The 20217-nt window shown below is 39.8% G+C and carries 15 protein-coding genes, 1 pseudogene and 2 riboswitches; of the genes and pseudogenes, 11 read left to right on the forward strand and 5 right to left on the reverse strand.

Annotation, left to right across the window (positions count from 1 at the left end; translation table 11 throughout):
• Positions 1-50: 50 nt before the first annotated feature.
• From G4417_RS01925 to G4417_RS01935, 3 genes are read left to right on the forward strand one after another with little or no spacing between them, the layout of a single operon-like run.
• The gene (locus tag G4417_RS01925; RefSeq protein WP_173682444.1) at positions 51-1121 is read left to right on the forward strand and encodes an ABC transporter permease subunit; all 1071 of its coding nucleotides are present in this window, start codon (positions 51-53) and stop codon (positions 1119-1121) included.
• Positions 1118-1774, forward strand: a complete 657-nt coding sequence (locus G4417_RS01930) for a hypothetical protein (RefSeq protein ID WP_005339624.1) — start codon at positions 1118-1120, stop codon at positions 1772-1774. Before G4417_RS01925 ends, G4417_RS01930 begins: the two co-directional genes overlap by 4 nt.
• A 3-nt stretch (positions 1775-1777) precedes the next feature.
• Positions 1778-2650, forward strand: coding sequence for an ATP-binding cassette domain-containing protein (locus G4417_RS01935; protein ID WP_009265788.1), 873 nt, complete (start codon positions 1778-1780; stop codon positions 2648-2650).
• A gap of 37 nt (positions 2651-2687) precedes the next feature.
• Here G4417_RS01935 and G4417_RS01940 read toward each other — a convergent pair whose 3' ends face one another.
• A complete protein-coding gene (locus tag G4417_RS01940; protein ID WP_173682445.1) occupies positions 2688-4934 on the reverse strand; it encodes a tetratricopeptide repeat protein in 2247 nt (748 codons plus the stop codon).
• Between the two features lie 250 nt (positions 4935-5184).
• Here G4417_RS01940 and G4417_RS17090 point away from each other — a divergent pair, with 250 nt between their 5' ends.
• Positions 5185-5319 carry a hypothetical protein gene (locus G4417_RS17090; RefSeq protein ID WP_004844681.1) on the forward strand — a complete coding sequence of 45 codons (135 nt, stop codon included), beginning with the start codon at positions 5185-5187 and terminating at the stop codon, positions 5317-5319.
• A 47-nt stretch (positions 5320-5366) separates the two neighbouring features.
• On the opposite strand, the gene G4417_RS01945 is transcribed toward G4417_RS17090, so the two are convergent.
• On the reverse strand, positions 5367-5975 hold the full coding sequence (locus G4417_RS01945) for a hypothetical protein (RefSeq protein ID WP_005348504.1): 609 nt from the start codon (positions 5973-5975) through the stop codon (positions 5367-5369).
• Positions 5968-6153: a hypothetical protein gene (locus tag G4417_RS16825; protein ID WP_014080774.1), complete on the reverse strand. Its 186-nt coding sequence runs from the start codon at positions 6151-6153 to the stop codon at positions 5968-5970. Before G4417_RS16825 ends, G4417_RS01945 begins: the two co-directional genes overlap by 8 nt.
• 337 nt (positions 6154-6490) lie before the next feature.
• Between G4417_RS16825 and G4417_RS01955 the strand changes: the two genes are divergently transcribed.
• The 3 genes from G4417_RS01955 to G4417_RS01965 all read left to right on the forward strand — a co-directional run bounded on the left by G4417_RS01955 (position 6491) and on the right by G4417_RS01965 (position 12371).
• Positions 6491-8245: a recombinase family protein gene (locus G4417_RS01955; RefSeq protein WP_243872047.1), complete on the forward strand. Its 1755-nt coding sequence runs from the start codon at positions 6491-6493 to the stop codon at positions 8243-8245.
• 132 nt (positions 8246-8377) lie between these two features.
• Positions 8378-8779: a SymE family type I addiction module toxin gene (locus G4417_RS01960; protein ID WP_173682446.1), complete on the forward strand. Its 402-nt coding sequence runs from the start codon at positions 8378-8380 to the stop codon at positions 8777-8779.
• A gap of 68 nt (positions 8780-8847) precedes the next feature.
• Positions 8848-8938: riboswitch (cyclic di-GMP riboswitch) on the forward strand.
• Between the two features lie 226 nt (positions 8939-9164).
• Positions 9165-12371: a response regulator gene (locus tag G4417_RS01965; RefSeq protein ID WP_173682447.1), complete on the forward strand. Its 3207-nt coding sequence runs from the start codon at positions 9165-9167 to the stop codon at positions 12369-12371.
• Positions 12372-12626: 255 nt separating this feature from the next.
• Here the strand turns inward: G4417_RS01965 and G4417_RS17675 are convergent.
• Both G4417_RS17675 and G4417_RS01970 read right to left on the reverse strand, forming a co-directional pair.
• Positions 12627-12836: pseudogene (locus G4417_RS17675) on the reverse strand (IS5/IS1182 family transposase); the annotation flags it as partial.
• A gap of 98 nt (positions 12837-12934) precedes the next feature.
• Positions 12935-13393 carry an Lrp/AsnC family transcriptional regulator gene (locus tag G4417_RS01970; RefSeq protein WP_173682448.1) on the reverse strand — a complete coding sequence of 153 codons (459 nt, stop codon included), beginning with the start codon at positions 13391-13393 and terminating at the stop codon, positions 12935-12937.
• 209 nt (positions 13394-13602) lie between these two features.
• On the opposite strand from G4417_RS01970, the gene G4417_RS01975 reads away from it, so the two are divergent.
• The 4 genes from G4417_RS01975 to G4417_RS01990 all read left to right on the forward strand — a co-directional run bounded on the left by G4417_RS01975 (position 13603) and on the right by G4417_RS01990 (position 20215).
• Positions 13603-14946 carry an MATE family efflux transporter gene (locus G4417_RS01975; protein ID WP_173682449.1) on the forward strand — a complete coding sequence of 448 codons (1344 nt, stop codon included), beginning with the start codon at positions 13603-13605 and terminating at the stop codon, positions 14944-14946.
• 162 nt (positions 14947-15108) lie between these two features.
• A riboswitch (cyclic di-GMP riboswitch) is annotated at positions 15109-15202 on the forward strand.
• 180 nt (positions 15203-15382) lie between these two features.
• Complete coding sequence (locus tag G4417_RS01980) at positions 15383-16198, forward strand: substrate-binding periplasmic protein (RefSeq protein WP_173682450.1); 816 nt, start codon at positions 15383-15385, stop codon at positions 16196-16198.
• Positions 16182-18365, forward strand: coding sequence for an ATP-binding protein (locus G4417_RS01985; protein ID WP_173682451.1), 2184 nt, complete (start codon positions 16182-16184; stop codon positions 18363-18365). Before G4417_RS01980 ends, G4417_RS01985 begins: the two co-directional genes overlap by 17 nt.
• Entirely contained in the window at positions 18365-20215 is a 1851-nt protein-coding gene (locus tag G4417_RS01990) for an ABC transporter substrate-binding protein (RefSeq protein ID WP_173682452.1), read from the forward strand. The genes G4417_RS01985 and G4417_RS01990 overlap by 1 nt, the downstream gene beginning before the upstream one ends.
• The last annotated feature ends 2 nt before the right edge of the window (positions 20216-20217 follow it).

Here is a 20217-nt window from a genome sequence, read left to right on the forward strand (position 1 = left end):
GAATTGATTTGTATGATGTTGTTAAAGAAATAAAGAAAGGAAGAGATACAATGAAAACAATCATAAAAAGAAGTATACTTGATTATTTAAAGAACCCTGTTTTGTGGATTGGCTTGATTATTATAGTTGCCAGTATGTATCAATGTCTGTCATCGTATTTGCAAATTCATTATATCAAACAGAATGAACAGATCACACAAAATGACGTAGCATTGGAAGATGCTGATGTCATGGATGGGTACATTCCCACATCTGATGATAAAGAAAGAAGAAGGGAGTGGGAAGATACGATCAAAGAGACGTTAATGGACACCTCCCAAAATGGTTTTGGATTTAGCAGGCAGGAAGCAGATCATGTAATAAAAGAAATTCAGAATATGGATGTAAAGACTGCTTCTGAGTTTTTGGAATCCCAATATGGCTATTATAATGCAATATATGCTTATGAGGACCTTGAAATTCATAAGGGGACAGCAGAAGAAATCAATCATTATATCGAGCGGAAATTATCCGAACATTCTTTTTCCTGGTACTTTGCCAAAAAATTTACGGATTTTGCAGGATTGCATATGGCCTTTTTGGCAACAGTCTTGCTATCATTTTTATTTATTCAGGATACACGAAAAAGTACCTATGAATTATTACATACAAAGCCTGTTACGGCAGTCCAATATATATGTGGGAAAGTAATAAGCGGATTCATTAGTATGCTGGGAGTATTAGTGATTTTGAATGTTATATTCTTTATGCTGTGTTTGAAAACGTCTTTAGAATCGGGCTTTCCAGTAACACCAATTGATTTTTGCGTGAATTCTCTGATCTATATTATTCCGAATCTTTTGATGATATGTTGTGTCTATACAATTACAGCAGTAATATTTAAAAATCCGCTTCCGGCAGCACCAATCTTGTTTTTACACATTATATATTCAAATATGCTGACCATGAAGAATGATATTTATTATATGAGACCGTTCTCTATTGTGGTGCGATTCCCTGGCAGATTTTTTGAAACACATGTAGCCAAAATGTCAAACATAAATCAGATTATTCTTGTAATTTCATCAGTTATATTAGTATGTATTTCTGTTACAATCTGGAAAAGGAGGAGGGTTCATTGAAAACGGAACTAAAAAACTGCCTGTCGTTATATAAGATTTTTTATTCATGTGCATTTATACTGATATTGTGTGTTATTCATCCGATTATATACTATGAAGAAATCGGTTCAGCAATTCAGTCTCCAATAGCATTTTTAACAATTATTTTTTGTAGTGACACATATTTGATGGAAGTAAAAAGTAAACGTGCCGATGTATTTCATTTGTATGATCAAAAAAAGCAGTTAAAAGTAATATCGCAGAGAGTGGGCGTTCAAATATTATATTTATTAATACTTTCTTGTGTTGGATATGTTTTGTTTTTCTGGCAAAAACCGGGCAGTGTAAACGAAGGCATTTCGGGTATTCAGATATTTCTTTTATATTTCATTGCAATGTTTGGAACTATCTGGCTTTGGAGTATATGCTCTGTGATTTTGTGTACATTGCTTCGAAATATGTGGGCAGGTATTGGATGTTTATTTGGAATTGTCATTGGACTTATATCAAAAGCGGGAAGTTCATTTTTCGGAAATCTGGGATTGTTTTCTTTCAGCTTTTGTGAACCTACTCAATTAATGTCCGAGAGTTGGATTTATGGAACGCTTGTGTCTTTTATAGCGGGGCTGTTTTTATTTGCAGTATTACCAATGGCTTTAAAGAAAAGAGGATAGATTATGAGTATTAGAATAAATGATTTAACAGTTAGATTTAAAAATGGTGTAGTTGCAGTAAATAAGGCATCTCTTGAAATACCTAAGGGAATTTATGGACTTTTGGGTGAGAATGGTGCTGGAAAAACCACTTTGATGAGGGTTCTTACAACTGTTTTAAAACAAACGGAAGGAATGGTTTCCCTTGATGGAATTCTGTATAACGAGGGAAATTATGAGAAAATACAGAAAAAGATTGGTTATCTTCCACAGGAAATCGACTTATATCCGAATCTTACGGTGAAAGAATGTCTTGTATATATGGGTGGACTATCAGGAGTATCCACAAATGACCTCAAACAAAGAATTACCTATTATTTGGAAAAGACTTCTCTTACAGAGCATCAGAATAAAAAAATGCGGCAATTATCTGGTGGTATGAAGAGACGTGTCGGACTCATACAGGCACTTCTTAATAATCCGGATTTTTTGATTATTGATGAACCTACCACCGGGTTAGATCCGGAAGAAAGAATCAGGATCCGCAATCTTTTGGTTGATTTTTCAAAGGATAGAACTGTGCTGTTTTCCACTCATGTAGTAGAAGATTTAGCAGCAACCTGTACACAGCTTGCCATTATGAAAAAGGGAAGTTTTTTATATTCTGGAAGCGTGAGTGGGTTGCTGGAAAATGCAAAGGGCTGTGTTTGGAATTGTACGGTACAAAATGCAGAAGAAGCCCGTTTGTTAGAAGCCAATTATTCTATATCATCTAAGCAGTATGTAGAAAATGGAATTCATATGAAAGTATTAAGCAAAGGAAAGCCAAATGAGAATTGTGTCCTGGATAATGATATCACTTTGGAAGATGCATATATTTATTTGACGAATAGTTGAATATAACGGCGGGCAAGTTGCCCGCCGTAAATTATGCTTATTTTGTTAAAAGACCGGATAGATTTTTTCCAATGAAAAATCCAATCTGTGGATATAACTCCTGAATTTCCTGATATTTTGCTTCAATCATTTCTGGTTCATCAGCCCAGATCTTTTCATATATTTTGAAAGCTCTTTTAAAATGTGTTTTGGCTTGCGGAAGATTGGCAGTCATCAGATAAATGGTTCCAAGGGTTTCCTGAACTTTGGCATAATCCAGACAGTCATCGGAATGGTATTCCTTGATGATGCCGGATAATTTTTGCAATTCAGAGATTCCTCTTTCGGGTTCCTGCTGTTCTGTCAGGAACATTGCATAATTGGCAATCTGAGGTATGCTGTCATTTATATGAAGCAGGTTAAATTGGTCAAGCAGTGAGATACTTTTTTCCATGTGTTCTCTTGCAAGATCGGGATGACCGTTCATGCGGTAAAGTCCACCGAGATTGGCATGAAGGTTGGAAACAAGGCGAGCATTGTCAGCAGTGATATTTTCTATCTGGGCAAGTGCATCCTTTTCCAGTTTTATTGCTTTTTCTGGCTTGATTTCAAGAGTAGCCTGAAAATCCAGTAACAATGCCCGGTCAGAATCGGTGCCAATGTTTTTTGTCTTTAACAGCCCCGTTAGTTCCTGAATGATTCCATTCATACCTTTGTGGTAGTTATAGTTATCCATGTATGGAAATGCATTTTCCAGAAAAAGCAGATACTTTGGTATATCATCCTTTTCAATCAATTCTATGATATTTCCGATTGTTTGAAATAGCTTTTTGTAATAAGCTACTTCCATTCCATGCATTAAACATATGTGCTGTAAAGAATCCAGTAATATGTGGCAACGAGTTACAGATGGTTTTGTCTCTGAAAGGGTGATTTCCTGAATCATCGGATGCAGAGAGATAGTGCGACGTTTTGTTGTTTGGACAAAACCAGTCTCAATTAAATCGTTGATCTCATTTAGTGTGGGCAATTCCAGCCATTTGGCAAATATACGGGCAGAAATACCGGTGGAAGGAAGAAAGCACATATTACACATGATATCCTGCTGTTTAAGAGATAAAGTGTATAACGAAAACAGCGTATGGATATGACTGTAATAGGTGGCTTTGCTGCTTTGTCCATCTTTGATTATTTTAATTTTATCTTCGTTATGGAAAGATGCTTTTTCCACCTGAAGTCTTGTTAATAACTGGTCTGGAGTTGAGATTCCATTTTCCAGAAGTTTTGCTGCCAGTTCCACGGCAAAAGTATGAGAGTGAACAGTTTCGATGATCTTTTCAACTGTTGGCCGGTACGTGTCTGCCTCTGAATAAAATACTGATGCCAGCTGGAAGAGAGCGTTCATATCCTCTATTTCTTTTAATGGCAGAGTACAGTATTCATCCAGTTTGCTTCTGGTTGTAAACAAAATTTGACAGCGATATTTTAATACTACTGACAGAAAGCTGTCCTGTGTGGCAGTGACATTAAAATTATCTATGATAAGCAGAGTATCAGATTTCAGGGAACGCAGAAAACGGTTATGTCTTTGAAACCGTTCCTGGTCAGTGCTTTCCGGCGGATCGTCAATAAAATCCATGTCAGTAATATCCTGATGAAGATTGCCGGTATATTCTACATAAAGGATATTGGTGTATTGCTTTATGTACCGCTTTGCGTAGGCTTTGGCAAGTTCACTTTTTCCGATTCCAGCAATTCCGCAAAGAAAAATATGACGGTTTTCCTCAAGCATGGTATATAATTCTTCCAGTTCTTTATCTCTTCCGATAAAATGACGGCATGGTTTCGGAACCTCACTGTCCATAATATAATCCAGCACAATTGGGGACAGGGCACCTCCGGCAATTAATTTTTGATTTTTAGTATCACGTTTGATAAATTGTCGCTCCATGCCAAAAGAAACCAGCTTTGCAAGAAAAAGCAGACGTGAGCTGGCTGGTTTGTACAGAGAAGCCAGATTTTTCTTTTTGGCATCGGAGATGGTGTCATCTTGTATAAATAATGTGTATATATCCTGCATAGCCATATTGCAGTCAGACATCAGTGGAAGCAGATTTTGGTGAATGGTTTCTGCCAGCTTTTTCTGATTACTGGGTTTGGAATAGTAAGCGGATATTTTAGGACTGATTTTAGCCTGACCAGTCATCCAGCGGCAAACCAGACCGTTGTCCATTGAAAAATCCTGATTTGCCGGATCATCCATAAAATCTTCAAATAATTCGTATAAAAAATCAGGCTGACTCATTTGATTACTTTCGCTGATATGATTTTTTAAGCAAGTGCTAATAGAAGAAAAATCGCATCGATTCAATAGAAATTCCCCTTTCGTAGTTAAGATTGAGTATATCTATCATAACACGAACATATATTCGATTCAAGAAAATGTGGATATTTTTAAAGTGATTGTGTCAATTTACAATCAATTTCTATTCAATGTGGTTTTCCAGCAGGTTCTGTAAAATAAGCTCAGATCAAAACAATGACGGGAGGAGCTTATGCAACAGAATATTGAATTTGAGCGGTGCATTGATTTTCTGGTACGGATGATTGATAAGTACGGCGAAGAAGTCCTCCGGGAGTTGGAGGAAGAAAAACAGAATAAGGAAGAAAAAGAAGCGGCAGTTTCCTGAAATACAAAATGTAAATCAGACTGTCGCTTTTTTCATGCATTTTTAAATCAAATAAATTTTAAAAGCTGATGCAGAGTGTGTGGCTCATTATTCTGAGAAGCGGTAATACGCGTATCAAATGGCTTGAAATGATTCTGCGTATAAAAGCTCAGAAGAAATTCATTATCTTCGCATTCAAGAAACTCCATAACGCCACCTACGGAATATTTGAGACTGGATATGGTTTCCAGTGCAAATCCCAGTAGAATATTTCCAGGAATTCGTTTTTCCTTTGGAAGAGAATAGTTCTTTCCCAACTGGGCGATCAGGTAAGCTGCGGTAGTATAGGATTGTGTTTCTTCATCCAAAATACTGACACGGGACAGTTTTTTTGCCATTGTCTTGCTGATATTTGAAGCACGGACAGAGATTGGTTTTATTGTAAGTGAAAAATAACCAACCAGTGAAGCATCTTCAGCATCAAATACCAGATAAGTGATAGATTGATCTTTTTTGGTAAACTCAATCGCATTATGTAATAAAAAGTATTCCACATCGGGATTTTTGGGACAAGAAAAATCGGAGAGTAAGTCGTAAAGACTTTCCTCTCCGATATATGTCGGTTCGTCTTTATCCAAATATGCCCGAATATTAACGGTAAAATATTTATCAGACATGTTTTTTCTTCCTTTTTGACATTAAAGCTAAGATTTCCTGTGGGTTCGTTAACTGACGTCCGGGAAGTGTCTGCTTTGGTGTGCGGTCACGGTCGGCTTCGTCAATTGCTGCGACAAAACGCTTTACGCTATTTGGATTGGATACGACAAAATTATGAGTAATACTTGAAGTAGCCATACTAACACCTCCTCTTTTTTGGCTTTTTTGTGTATTTATAGTATATGCAATGTGTGATAAAAACACAATATCAAAAACAGAAATTATTTCTAAATAATTTTCAAGCCGGACATTTATTAGACGCTTCCGGTAAGCGAACAATATTTTCGAGCCAATCATTTATAAGTCGCCAATGGTGGGCGGGCAATATTTTGATAACAGAAATGCTCTGTATCTAACTTAATTATACGATTGGCGAAGAAATGCGTCAATACGGAAAATAAGTATTGAAAATAGTTGGAACAAGTACTAAAATAAGGTTGGGACAATAAAACAGAGTTATACTGCGAGGAAGATTATGAAGAATAAAAAGATTAAATGCGATATATATACCAGAGTATCCACAACCATGCAGGTAGATGGCTACAGTCTGGATGCTCAGAAAGAAAAACTCAAGAGATATGCGGAATTTCAGAATATGGAAATTGTAAATGAGTATTCAGACGAAGGTAAGTCTGGAAAGAGCGTAGAGGGCAGACCGGAATTTCAGAGAATGTTGGATAATATTGAGAATGGAACAGATGAGGTACAGTTTGTACTGGTGTTCAAGCTTTCCAGATTCGGTCGTAATGCGGCAGATGTATTAAACTCTTTGCAGAGGATGCAGGATTTTGGAGTGAATCTGATTTGTGTAGAAGATGGAATTGACAGCTCAAAAGATAGTGGAAAGCTGATGATTTCTGTTCTGTCTGCGGTGGCAGAGATTGAACGAGAGAATATCCTTGTTCAGACAATGGAAGGACGTAAGCAGAAAGCCAGGGAAGGAAAATGGAACGGTGGATTTGCTCCATATGGCTATGAATTGGTAAATGGAGAATTGCAGATTGCAGAGGACGAAGCAGAGATTATTCGTCTGATCTATGACAAATTTATTCATACCAATATGGGAATCTCTGCGATTGCCGCATGGCTGAACCAGCATGGATATAAAAAGAAAAAACGACAGAATAATACACTGGACGCATTTGCCTCTTCGTTTATAAAAGGCGTTCTGGATAATCCGGTATACTGTGGAAAGTTGGCTTATGGACGAAGGAAGAACGAGAAAGTTTCAGGAACAAGAAATGAATATCGCATTGTAAAACAGGAAAATTATATGCTGCATGATGGTATCCACGAAGGAATTATTTCAGAAACAGATTGGGAGCTGGCACATCAAAAACGGGAAAAAACAGGTGTGAAATATGAAAAGACGCATAGTCTGGATCATGAGCATATCTTATCTGGAATATTGAGATGTCCGTTATGTGGAAGCGGTATGTATGGGAACGTGAACCGAAAGAAAAAGAAAGACGGAACCTTATATAAAGATTATTTCTATTATGCCTGTAAACATCGTCGTCTGGTAGACGGTCATAAATGTGGATATCGTAAACAATGGAGTGAGGAGAAGATTAACAATGCAGTGGAAGAAGTTATTCGGAAGCTGGTGAAGAATCCTAAATTTGAAGAAGCAATTCTGAATAAAATTGGTTCAAGAATAGATACAGAAGAAATAGAAAAAGAGATTGACGGATTGGAAAAGCAGCACAGGCAGCTGACCGGAGCAAAAGCAAGACTTGGACAGCAGATGGACAGTCTGGATATTATGGATAAATTTTATGAGAAGAAATATCAGGATATGGAGACAAGGTTATACCGTCTGTACGATGAGATCGAAGGCGTGGAGAACAGTATAGAGGAAGTTAAGAACCGCCTGCTGAATATCCAGCAACAGAAAATATCAGAAGAAAACGTCTATCAATTTCTTTTATATTTTGATAAACTATATGATAAGTTCACCGACCTGGAGAAGAAAGAATTTCTTAACAGTTTTGTAGAACAGGTGGACATTTATGAGCAGGAGCAGCCAGATGGCAGATTCCTGAAGCACATAAAGTTTCGTTTTCCGGTGTATTTTGGAGACAGGGAGACACAGGAACTTTGTTGGGACAACGAAAGTACCGTTGAGACTGTGTGCCTTTTGGGCGAACGAAAACCAGATGCCAAGGTAAAAATAGGCATTGATATGGATGATTATTACCGTATCAGGGAGAATGCTGAAAGCAAATAAACCTTTACAAAACTGAATAATACACTGAAACAAAGCAAGACAGAAGCTGTTGATGCGTTAGAAGATAACGTGTCAGCGGCTTTTTCTTTTTATCTGAAAATCTATTAGTCAAATCTGAAAGGAGTCAATTCTATGGCAAAGAAAAATGTAAGAAATATGAAGGTTTGTGGACAGAGCGGTTATAAATATGAGACGGTTCCGGCAATTACATTAAAAGGGAAATGGCTGGAAGAACTGGGATTTCATCTTGGGGATTATGTACAGGTGAAATGTGAAAATGGTCAGCTGATTATCACGCCGGATGTGAATAAAGCACAGGAGCAGGAAGCAAAGACTGCATTTATGGATGAAGAGATTAAGAAACTGAAAATCAGATACCAGAATGAAAAAGAAGAAATTACTGCAAAATATGTGGCAGAGCAGAGTGCTGGCTGTTATGGAACTCTTCCTGATACAAGCAGGTCTTCACCCACTGCTTATTGCTTTTCGCAACCTCCACAGGGGAGTTACTTGATTCGGTTAAAATATATGTAAATTTTTCACCAAAATATTATTGACGTAAGAAAAACCACATGGTATTTTATTTTTGGAAAAAATGAAAATTATTTTAAAGGCAAACCTGTTGAAAGGCAGGGACGCAAAGCCAGAAGGGACTAAAGTCAGAAAGTTTGACCATGTCAGCCGGTTGCCACTGTTTCCATATCATCATAATATATGGAAAAGATGTTTGAACAGAAGAGATTCCGATACCTTTTATACTATATAATAGATGTGTGATTTTAAAGAAATATAGTAGGGACACTGGCAGATTTTGGCAGGTGTCCTTTTTGTATGCAAAAATGGGTAACAAAACTAGCAGGGACAAGTTTTCTGTATACAGATAAAAGAAGGCATAAGACGGAGAGAGGATTTTTATAAAATGAAAAATTATGAAGACAAAATATATTCTTTAGGTGAGACTGTAACGGGGCAGACACAGACCATGTCACAGGCCGTACAGAAAACACTGGAAAATAATGGCGGGGTAGGTGTAATGACAGGATCTTATGACCAAAACCTGTCTATTTTGTCTGTGAATAATCTGCTGTTGCATAGTACAGGATATACATTCGATACTTTTATGGAACAGACAAAAGGCTCATTGAGAAACTTCTTTTATGACGAGGAAGATATACTGGAGCGAGACCGTTTTTTGCAACTTCACGGAACAGGGGAAGCACAGATCCTTGCAGCAGACGGTACAGTGAAAAATGTACGGCTTTGTAAAGAGGATGCGACAGATGAGGCGGGCAGACAGATCTGGGTTATGTCCGTACAGGTCAACTGGGATCATGTAAATTTGACACTGCTCAATGAGGCTATCTATTCCGGCTTCTGGTATTTTGACTGTGACGAAAACAGTGAGATTGTGAATGCAAACTGGAGTCATGAATTCCGAAAAATGCTTGGCTATCATGACACTCTGGACTTTCCGAATAAACTGGAATCTTGGTCAGATCTTCTGCATCCACAGGATAAAGAAAGAGTAATGGTGCAGCTTCAGGCGGCAATTAAGGATAAGACGAACCAGATAAAATACCAGGTAGAGTATCGTATGAGAATGAAGGATAATCAATACCAGTGGTTTCGGGCATCGGCAGAAGTAATACGCCGTCTGGATGGTTCTGCCAGCAGGATTGCCGGGATTTTTATTAACATTGATGCGGAGAAAAAAGAAATCATGCAGGCACAAAAATCTGCTGCTTTCCACCGGGCTTTTACGAAAGCAGATCTGTGCGAGTATTATGTGAATCTGGAAGCGAATACTTTTGATACCTTTAAGGTTGAACCGTCCCTGATGACCGTCTTTGAACAGAGTCATACGTGGGATGAATTGATCCGGCATTTTGTGGATTCCTATGTTGTGGAAACAGATAAGAAGTTGGTATCCGCTTTTTATAACCGTGATTATATTGCAGAAAGGCTGAAGGGTCTGGAAACAGAATTGGCTTTAGAGTGCCGTATCACTCTGGATGGAGAAGAGCGATGGGTCCGCAATGTGGTCATACGTGGAGAGATAGAGGATTCAGAATATGCCATGATTTTCTTGCGTGATATCACAGAGGCAAAGGTAGAGAGCGCACGGCATCTGCAGATGGCAGCAGATAATGCTTCCATGGAGCAGCTGATTCAGAGTATTGTGCGTCTGGTTGACCGCTTTGTTGTCTGTAATCTGGAAAATGACAGATATGAGTTCTACAACCTGAATGGACAGATGATATATAAACCTCTGGGATTTTATCATGATTTTCAGATGCAGGTTCTTGAAAAATATAAGACACTGGAACCATTGGAAGCTATAGATATCCTGATAGCCCCGGATAATATTCGGAAAAAACTGAAAAGTGAAAATGATATTTATAAGTTTGAATATTGCAGCCTGGATGAAAAGACTTATAAAATCGCTTCTTATATTCCCTTGGAATGGAAGAATGGAAAGCTGGAAAAGGTATTGCTGGCATCCATGGATGTGACACAGGAGAAGAAAGCAGAGATTGAATCCCGTCAGGCACTGAAAGAGGCTTACCGGTCCGCAGAAAATGCAAATCGTGCGAAAACAGAATTTCTTTCCAATATGTCCCATGATATCCGGACACCGATGAATGCCATTGTGGGTCTGACTGCAATCGCAGGAGCAAATATTGAGAGTCAGGATAGAGTTATTGAATGTCTCAGTAAGATTACAGAATCAAGCCGTCATCTGCTGGGGCTGATCAATGAAGTGCTGGATATGGCACGTATTGAAAGCGGAAAAATGACGCTGGCACAGGAAGATTTCAACCTGTCAGAGCTGGTGGATAATCTTATTACGCTTACGAAACCGGCACTGGATGAACATAAACACAATTTTGATATACACATCAATCACATTGAACACGAGGATGTCTGTGGTGACAGCTTGAGAATCCAGCAGGTGTTTGTGAATCTGATGAGCAATGCAATTAAGTATACACCGGATGGCGGGAATATTATTTTTTCCATAGAGGAAAAGTCAAATGGATTTTCGGAACTTGGATGCTATGAATTTTCGATTGAGGATAATGGGATCGGTATGTCACCGGAATTTCAGAAAATCATGTTTGATCCTTTCAGCCGCGCAGATGACCACCGGACAACCAAGGTTCAGGGAACTGGTCTGGGAATGGCAATCAGCAGAAATATTGTGAATCTGATGAATGGCACTATTAAAGTGGACAGTACCTTACACAAGGGAACTAAAATTACAGTAACAATTTATCTGGAGCTTCAGGAAAAAGAAAAAGAACAGGACAGAGATCTGATGAATCTGCCGGTTCTGGTTGTGGACGATGATAGGACATGCTGTGAAAGTACAGTTGCCACACTGAAGGAAATCGGTATTGCAGGCGAATGGGTTCTCTCCGGCAGAGAAGCCGTTGAGCGCTGTTATGCACGTCATGAGCTAAAAAATGATTACTTTGCTGTTATTTTAGACTGGAAGATGCCGGATATGGATGGCATAGAAACAGCCAGACAGATCCGGAAGCGAATAGGTAAAGAAATCACCATCATTGTACTGACATCTTATGAATTTAGCGAGATCGAAGAAGAAGCAAAGGCGGCGGGCATAGATGCTTTTATTGCAAAACCGCTGTTTCGTTCTCGGCTGACGGCTACACTGCGGCAGTTTACTTCAGGAAGAAAAGAAAAAACAGCAAGAAATTATCTGGAGGAGCTGTCTGAAGCAGATTACACGGGAAAAAGGATTCTTCTGGTTGAGGATAATGAATTGAACAGAGAAATTGCTGTTGAAATTCTGCAGATGACAGGGGCAGAAGTGGAAACGGCAGAAAATGGAAAAATTGCTGTTGAAAAAGTAGAAGCTTCTCCGAAAGACTTGTATGATCTTGTTTTTATGGATATCCAAATGCCTGTCATGAATGGTTATGAGGCAACCGCAGCAATCAGGAGCCTTCCGGGTGAACAGGGAAAACTGCCGATTGTTGCCATGACTGCCAATGCTTTTGCAGAAGATGTACAACTGGCCAAAAATACAGGCATGAATGGACATATCGCAAAACCGCTGGATATGAATAAGCTGAATGATGTTCTGGAAAGCTGGCTGTAACTGATTTTCATGTGATCACAAAGTATATTACTAGGAACAGAGTGAACAGTAACTGAAAAAATGGTGAGAAGGTTTTAAATTATAGTAACAGCTTGACAAATACAGAAGATATATGGTATAAGCCTAATAGATGAAATGATTCATCTATTCAGACTGTAGACAAACTTGGTGCTGGGCATAATCCCCAACACCAAGTTTGTCTACAGTCTGAAGCCATTTTTGATGGCTTGAAAAATTGTTTTGATAAGTCAAAATTCAGGCACTTTTTATCGAAAATAAACGTGTTCCGTTTTTTTTATTTTGAATCTTATTATGTAGTTTGTTTATGTTGCTTGCCGTGGCAAGCAACGTACTCTTTGCAAGAACATTTGCATTTCCTTTGCTTAAATATCTGCGGAACTGCATATCCTGTTTTAAATCTCCAAAGGAGTTTTGAAAAGCTGCGAGGCGTTTCAGGAAGAGCAAACTGTTGAAGTCAAAAAGTGGCTGGGAGCGTTATATTTAATTCACTTTGGCAGGGTGACATGACTGTATGGATCAAGGTTGGTTGCAGCTTCTGACTTTTATAGCCGTAATCCTTTAATATCTTTAATGCGTGATAAGATCATATTGCAACTGCAGCTGATAATGCCAGGCAGTGTATCAATGACATTGTGCAGGAAGTATTCCATTTCATCACCTGATGAAGCAACGGCATGTACATGAAGCCTGTCTCTTCCTGTGACACGGTAAATCTGTGTGACTGTATCATTTTTGTACAATATATCTGTTACCTGCGACAGATGCTCCGGTTTTGTTTCAATTTCAAAATAGCATGATACAGCACCACTGATTTTCTGAGGATTAATGATTGTTGTATATTCTTCAATTACGCCTTTTTTCTCCAAAGCCTGAATACGGGCTTTTACTGCCACTCTGGAAATACCGGTTTCTTCACCGATATCAGAGTAAGAGATACGTGCATTTTCTATAAGCAGCCGGATAATCTTCTGATCCAGCTCATCTAAACCGTCCAGGTACATAAGTTCCCTCCTGTAAAATAATATCTATCTGATGGCAGGTTTTCTTAAATATCAAATATCATATCATTTATATTACTAAAAGTAAACAGCAGCTTGACTTATTTGCTGTAACTACATATAATTGTTGCGTAACGAAATCTAAAACTTACATTTTGAAAATACAATCGTGATTTCGGATAAAAAGCAGGAATTGATGGAGGAAAATGAGAATGTCAAAAGATGAATATTTAATCACAGATGTCCCTCTTAAAGCACTGACTGTTTTTGCAATGCCTATGATTCTGGGCAGCTTCTTTCAACAAGTATATAATATGGCTGATTCCATTATCGTCGGTCAGTTTGTGGGATCCTCTGCACTTGCGGCAGTTGGAGCCTGTGCTGCTTTGACCAATGTATTCATCTGTGTAGCATTGGGTGCAGGTGTAGGAGCAGGTGTACTTGTGAGCCGCTATTTTGGAGCCCAGAATTATAGCAAAATGAAAACAATTGTGTCAACATCGTTGATCAGCTTTCTGATTCTGAGTATACTTCTGGGGGTTTTTGGCTTTGGCTTTTCTCATTTTATGATGAGTTTATTACAAACACCTGCTGACATACTGGATGAAGCAGTACTGTATCTGCGTGTTTATTTTGTGGGATTTCCCTTTCTGTTTATGTACAATATCCTTTCAACGATGTTCAATTCCATCGGTGAATCGAAGATTCCGTTGGGCCTTTTGATATTTTCTTCTGTTTTGAATATTGTTATGGATCTTTGGATGGTGGCAGGTTTAGGGCTGGGTGTGTTCGGTGCCGCCCTTGCAACTCTCATTGCGCAGGGGATTTCCGCAGTGTTTTCGCTTTTGATTTTCTTTAACCGGATGCGTCGATATAAAAGCCGCTTTAACTGGTTTGACAGGCAGGAGTTACATTCCATGCTTCGTATTGCAGTACCATCGGTTCTTCAGCAATCCACAGTGTCAATTGGTATGATGATCGTACAGGCGGTTGTAAATCCCTTCGGTACACAGGCGCTGGCAGGTTATGCGGCAACCATGAGAGTAGAGAATGTTTTTTCACTGATATTTGTATCCATTGGAAATGCGGTTTCGCCCTATGTTTCCCAGAATCTTGGAGCAAAGAAAATTGAACGTATCAAAAAAGGATACCATGCTGCACTGGTGTTGGACCTGTGTTTCGCAGTCCTTGCTTTCATAGTCATTGAAACACTGCACACCCCAATTTCTTCCTTATTCCTTGGAAAAGATGGAACCGCTCTGGCATATCAGGTGTCCGGGGATTATATGAAATGGCTGGGATATTTCTTTATTTTTATGGGTATTAAGATGGCAACAGATGGAGTTCTTCGTGGACTTGGAATTATGCGGCCGTTTCTCATTGCCAATATGGTAAACCTTGCCATTCGGCTGTCAGTTGCCTTGATTTTTGCACCGCGTTATGGAATTGCATTTGTCTGGCTTGCTGTACCGGCCGGATGGCTTGCGAATTTTCTGATCTCCTATGGGGCACTTAGAAAATCATGGCTGGTTGATGAAGGAGTTTCATTCCGGTAAATTTCTCTTAAGTTTTGATGGAAAGCTGGATTTGTATGTTAAGAGGTATATTTTCGTTACTGTTCACTGGCAATATCTCGCGAAGCGTGTTGCTGTGAACAGTAACATATTTTCTTATAGACATGATATAGTATGAGTGCTATAATAAAAATAATTTTTTATGGCATTTATTGGCAAACCGGTTGAAAAGCCGGGGCGCAAAGCCAGAAGGAGCTAAAGTCAGATTGAAATCTGGCCATGCCAGCCGGTTGCATCATGCCTCAGTAATAAAAAAGGTAAATGTTAAATGGGCATTATGGAAAAAGTTCCTGTAAAAATTTTTTACAAGGAACTTTTTTTTGTCTTCAAGCGGATATTCGCAACCTCCGCAGGGGACTTACATGATTCGGTTAAATTTTGATGGAAAATAGAGAAGAACAGCAGGAATGGAGAAAAGATGAAAGGAAAAAGAGTGATTGCAGGCATTCTGCTTGTGGGAATTTTAGCAACTGCCCTGGCAGGGTGCAAAAATGCAGATGTTACTAAAAAAGAAAGAGAAAAGCCCGTTATCACCTTGGGCAGTGACAGTTATCCGCCATACAATTATCTGAATGAAGATGGGATTCCCACAGGAATTGATGTGGAACTGGCTACAGAAGCTTTTAAAAGAATAGGTTATCAGGTGGATGTTGTCCAGATCAACTGGGAGAAGAAAAAAGAACTGGTAGAAAGCGGAGAGATCGACTGTATTATGGGCTGTTTTTCCATGGAAGGACGCCTTGACGATTACCGCTGGGCAGGACCTTACATAGCAAGCCGCCAGGTAGTTGCTGTAAATGAGAGCAGTGATATCTATAAACTAAGTGATCTGGAGGGCAAGAACCTTGCCGTCCAGTCCACAACCAAACCGGAAGGCATCTTTCTGAACCGGACGGATGAAAGGATCCCCAAACTGGGCAATCTGATCAGTCTTGGGCACAGGGAACTAATCTATACCTTTCTGGGAAAAGGATATGTAGATGCAGTTGCTGCACATGAGGAATCCATTGTCCAGTACATGAAGGATTATGATGCAAGCTTCCGTATCCTGGAAGATCCGCTGATGGTGGTCGGGATAGGTGTTGCTTTTGCAAAAGAGGATGACAGAGGAATCTGTGAGCAGATGGATCAGACGCTGGAAGAAATGTGTCAGGATGGCACATCCCTGAAAATCATTAAAAAATATCTGGATGATCCCCAGAAGTATCTGGAGGTGGATGATCTTGGATATTAGGAGAAGAATAAAAGTAAAACGATTCTGGATATTCGGCATTCTGCTTGGAATCTGTGTGACTGCAGCTTCCCTGTATTACTTTTTTCAGGCAGAGAAAAAGGAAGCAGAGAACAGGATGGTGAAAACTGTAAACTATGTCAAAGTGCAGTGTTCCACCTACACCCATTATAATGAAGCTTCGGAATCTAAAAGTCTCCTCCGCGCCATTGAAAGTGCCAGACAGATGAGTACGAATATCGACATGGAAACAGAAAACGGCGGCCGGCTAAGCCAGGAGTTTCTGAAAGAAAATCTGCAGACCCTCTGGGTGGATGGTATCCTTGTGCTGGATACAGAGGGAAAGACAGTCTGCAAATACAGCATGGATGAGGCTCTGACCAATGAGATCACAGATTATCTGCAAAAAGACATTATCATGGATTTTACCGGATATGAAGAAAGATCTTATTCGGAACGGATTGACCGAGAAGACGGATCACGTATCGACATTGCGGCCTGTGCCAGAAAAGATGCACCAGGTATGGTTGCAATTTATTATTATACATCTTCGGAATTTGTCAGAAATTATACCCTGACAATACAGAACCTTTTAAATGGCTATAGCACTCAGAAGGATGGAACGATTATTGTTGCAGACAAGGGAACCATCGTTGCCAGCAACGATGAAAGCCTGCTGGGACAGGATACTGCCGGCAACCAGGTTGTCCAGGCAATGAAAGAGCATACAGACAGTCAGCATATTTTTCATTTAAAAAATGAAGGAACCGGAGGTTACGGAATCATGCTGAAGCAGCGGGATTATTATATTTATGCCTATCTTCCGGATACGGAAGTATTCCGTAACCTGCCACTAAGTGTAACAGCTGTCGTTTTTCTTTATTTACTCATATTCGGTATATTCTGCTTCTGGGGTTACAGAGCGGATCTGGCACACCGGAAACAGGAACAGGAAAAAGATGAAAAATATAAAGCAGAACTTCTAAGAGCAGCAAAAAAAGCAGAAGCAGCCAATGAGGCAAAAACCGAGTTTCTGCAGAGAATGAGCCATGATATCCGGACACCGATCAATGGAATCTGCGGCATGATCGATGTGGCAGACCATTATGCAGACAATATGGAGAAACAGACGGAATGCAGGGCAAAGATCAAAAAGGCATCCCATCTGCTGCTGGAACTGATAAACGAGGTTCTGGACATGAGCAAGCTGGAGTCAGATGAAGTGGTTCTGGAAGAAATCCCATTTAATCTGAACAGTATTTCTGAGGAAATACTGGGGGTGATCGAACATATGGCTGCAGAGCAGAATATCCGGATCATTTGGGAAAAGAAAGAAGTTACACACTGGAATCTTATTGGAAGTCCGGTGCATGTGAAACGGATTCTGATGAATATTTTGTCCAATGCGGTGAAATATAACAAAGAAAACGGATATGTCTATATCAGCTGTCGGGAAATCCCATCGAAACAGACAGCAATGACCACATTGGAATTTGTCTGCAGAGATACCGGGATTGGAATGGCAGAGGCATTCCAGAAACGCATTTTTGAACCATTTGCACAGGAACATGCAGGAAGCCGCACAAAATTCGCCGGAACAGGACTGGGAATGCCAATTACAAAAAAACTGGTGGTGAAAATGGGCGGAACCATTTCCTTTGAAAGTAAAGAAGGCATAGGGACTACATTTGTGATCCGGATTCCATTCCGAATTGATACAGATATGAAGGACAGGACTGAAGCTGAAGAAAAAACAGAAACTTCTATCCAGGGGCTCCATGTTCTTCTGACAGAGGATAATGAGCTGAATATGGAGATTGCAGAATTTGTGCTTCAGAATGAAGGCGCTGTGGTGACAAAAGCATGGAATGGACAGAAGGCTGTTGACATATTCAGAAAAAACAGACCTGGAGAATTTGATGTTATTCTTATGGATATTATGATGCCTGTCATGAATGGATATGAAGCAGCAAAGATGATCCGCTCTCTGGACAGAGAGGATGCAAAAGTGATACCGATCATTGCCATGACAGCAAACGCGTTCACTGAGGACAAAATGAGAGCAAAGGAAGCAGGAATGGATGAACATATTGCCAAGCCTGTTGATGGGAAATTATTAGTAAAAGTGATCAATGAGTTAGTAAAACACAATCAGAGGGAGAAGCTATAATGAAAAAGAAAAAATGGAACAAGTTAGTTTCTGTTCTTTTGGTGATGGTGACAGTCATGTCACTTCTGTCTGGCTGCGGCAGGAAAAGTACGGAAAAAGAAGACGCGGAAACTCTCACAGTGTATCTATGGACCACAAATCTGTATGAAAAATACGCATCATACATCCAGGAACAGCTTCCAGATATCAACATTGAATTTGTAGTAGGCAATAATGATCTGGATTTCTATCGTTTTCTGAACGAAAACGGTGGATTGCCGGATATTATAACCTGCTGCCGGTTTTCCCTCCATGATGCAAGTCCTCTGAAAGACAGTCTGATGGATCTTTCCACAACCAATGCGGCAGGTGCTGTCTATGATACATACCTTAACAGTTTCAGAAATCAGGATGGCAGCGTAAACTGGCTTCCTGTGTGTGCAGATGCCCATGGCTTTGTAGTAAACAAAGATCTTTTTGAAAAGTATGATATTCCTCTTCCAACGGATTATGAAAGCTTCGTTTCTGCCTGCCAGGCATTTGATGAGGTGGGTATCCGTGGGTTTACTGCAGACTATTACTATGATTATACCTGTATGGAAACACTGCAGGGTCTGTCTGCATCAGAGCTGTCTTCTGTGGATGGACGTAAGTGGCGTACCATCTACAGTGACCCGGACAATACAAAGAGAGAAGGTCTGGACAGTACTGTCTGGCCGGAGGCTTTTGAACGTATGGAGCAGTTTATTCAGGATACAGGGCTGAGCCAGGATGATCTGGATATGAATTATGATGATGTGGTTGAGATGTACAAAAGTGGTAAACTTGCCATGTATTTCGGCACTTCTGCCGGTGTAAAAATGTTCCAGGATCAGGGCATTAACACAACATTCCTACCATTCTTTCAGCAGAACGGCGAAAAGTGGCTGATGACTACACCATATTTCCAGATAGCTTTAAACCGTGACCTGACAAAGGATGAAACACGTCGGCAGAAAGCAATGAAGGTACTGAACACAATGCTTTCAGAGGATGCGCAGAACCGGATCATTTATGATGGGCAGGATCTGTTAAGCTATAGCCAGGATGTGGATTTCAGGCTTACGGAATATCTGAAGGATGTGAAACCTGTAATCGAAGAAAACCATATGTATATCCGTATTGCGTCAAATGACTTTTTTTCCATTTCCAGGGATGTGGTGTCTAAGATGATCTCAGGAGAATATAATGCAGAGCAGGCTTATCAGTCATTGAATTCCCAGCTTCTTGAAGAAAAGTCCACTTCTGAGGATATTGTGTTGGATTCAAAGAAAACTTATTCCAATCGTTTCCATACCAGCGGAGGCAATGAAGCCTATTCTGTTATGGCAAACACTTTGCGCGGTATTTATGGGACGGATGTGCTGATTGCAACAGGAAACAGCTTTACAGGAAATGTACTGAAGGCCGGTTATACAGAAAAAATGGCAGGCAACATGATTATGCCAAACGAGCTTTCCGCTTACAGCAGTGAGATGAGCGGGGCAGAACTGAAGGAAACGGTCAGAAACTTCGTAGAAGGCTACCAGGGAGGCTTTATCCCCTTTAACCGCGGCTCTCTGCCTGTGTTCAGCGGTATTTCTGTAGAAATCAAGGAAACGGATAATGGTTATACATTGAGTAAAGTTACAAAGAATGGAAAACAGATTCAGGACAAGGATACTTTTACTGTGACCTGCCTTGCAGCACCACAGTATATGGAAGCTTATCCGGCAGAGGAAAATATTGTATTTGATGGAGGGGATACCTCTGTGGAAGATACCTGGACAACATATGTTTCAGATGGTAATGCCATTCTTGCAGAGCCTGAAGACTACATTACTCTGAGGTGAGA

The sequence above is a fragment of the Blautia wexlerae genome (assembly GCF_013300825.1).
Classification (GTDB): Bacteria; Bacillota; Clostridia; order Lachnospirales; family Lachnospiraceae; genus Blautia_A; species Blautia_A wexlerae_B.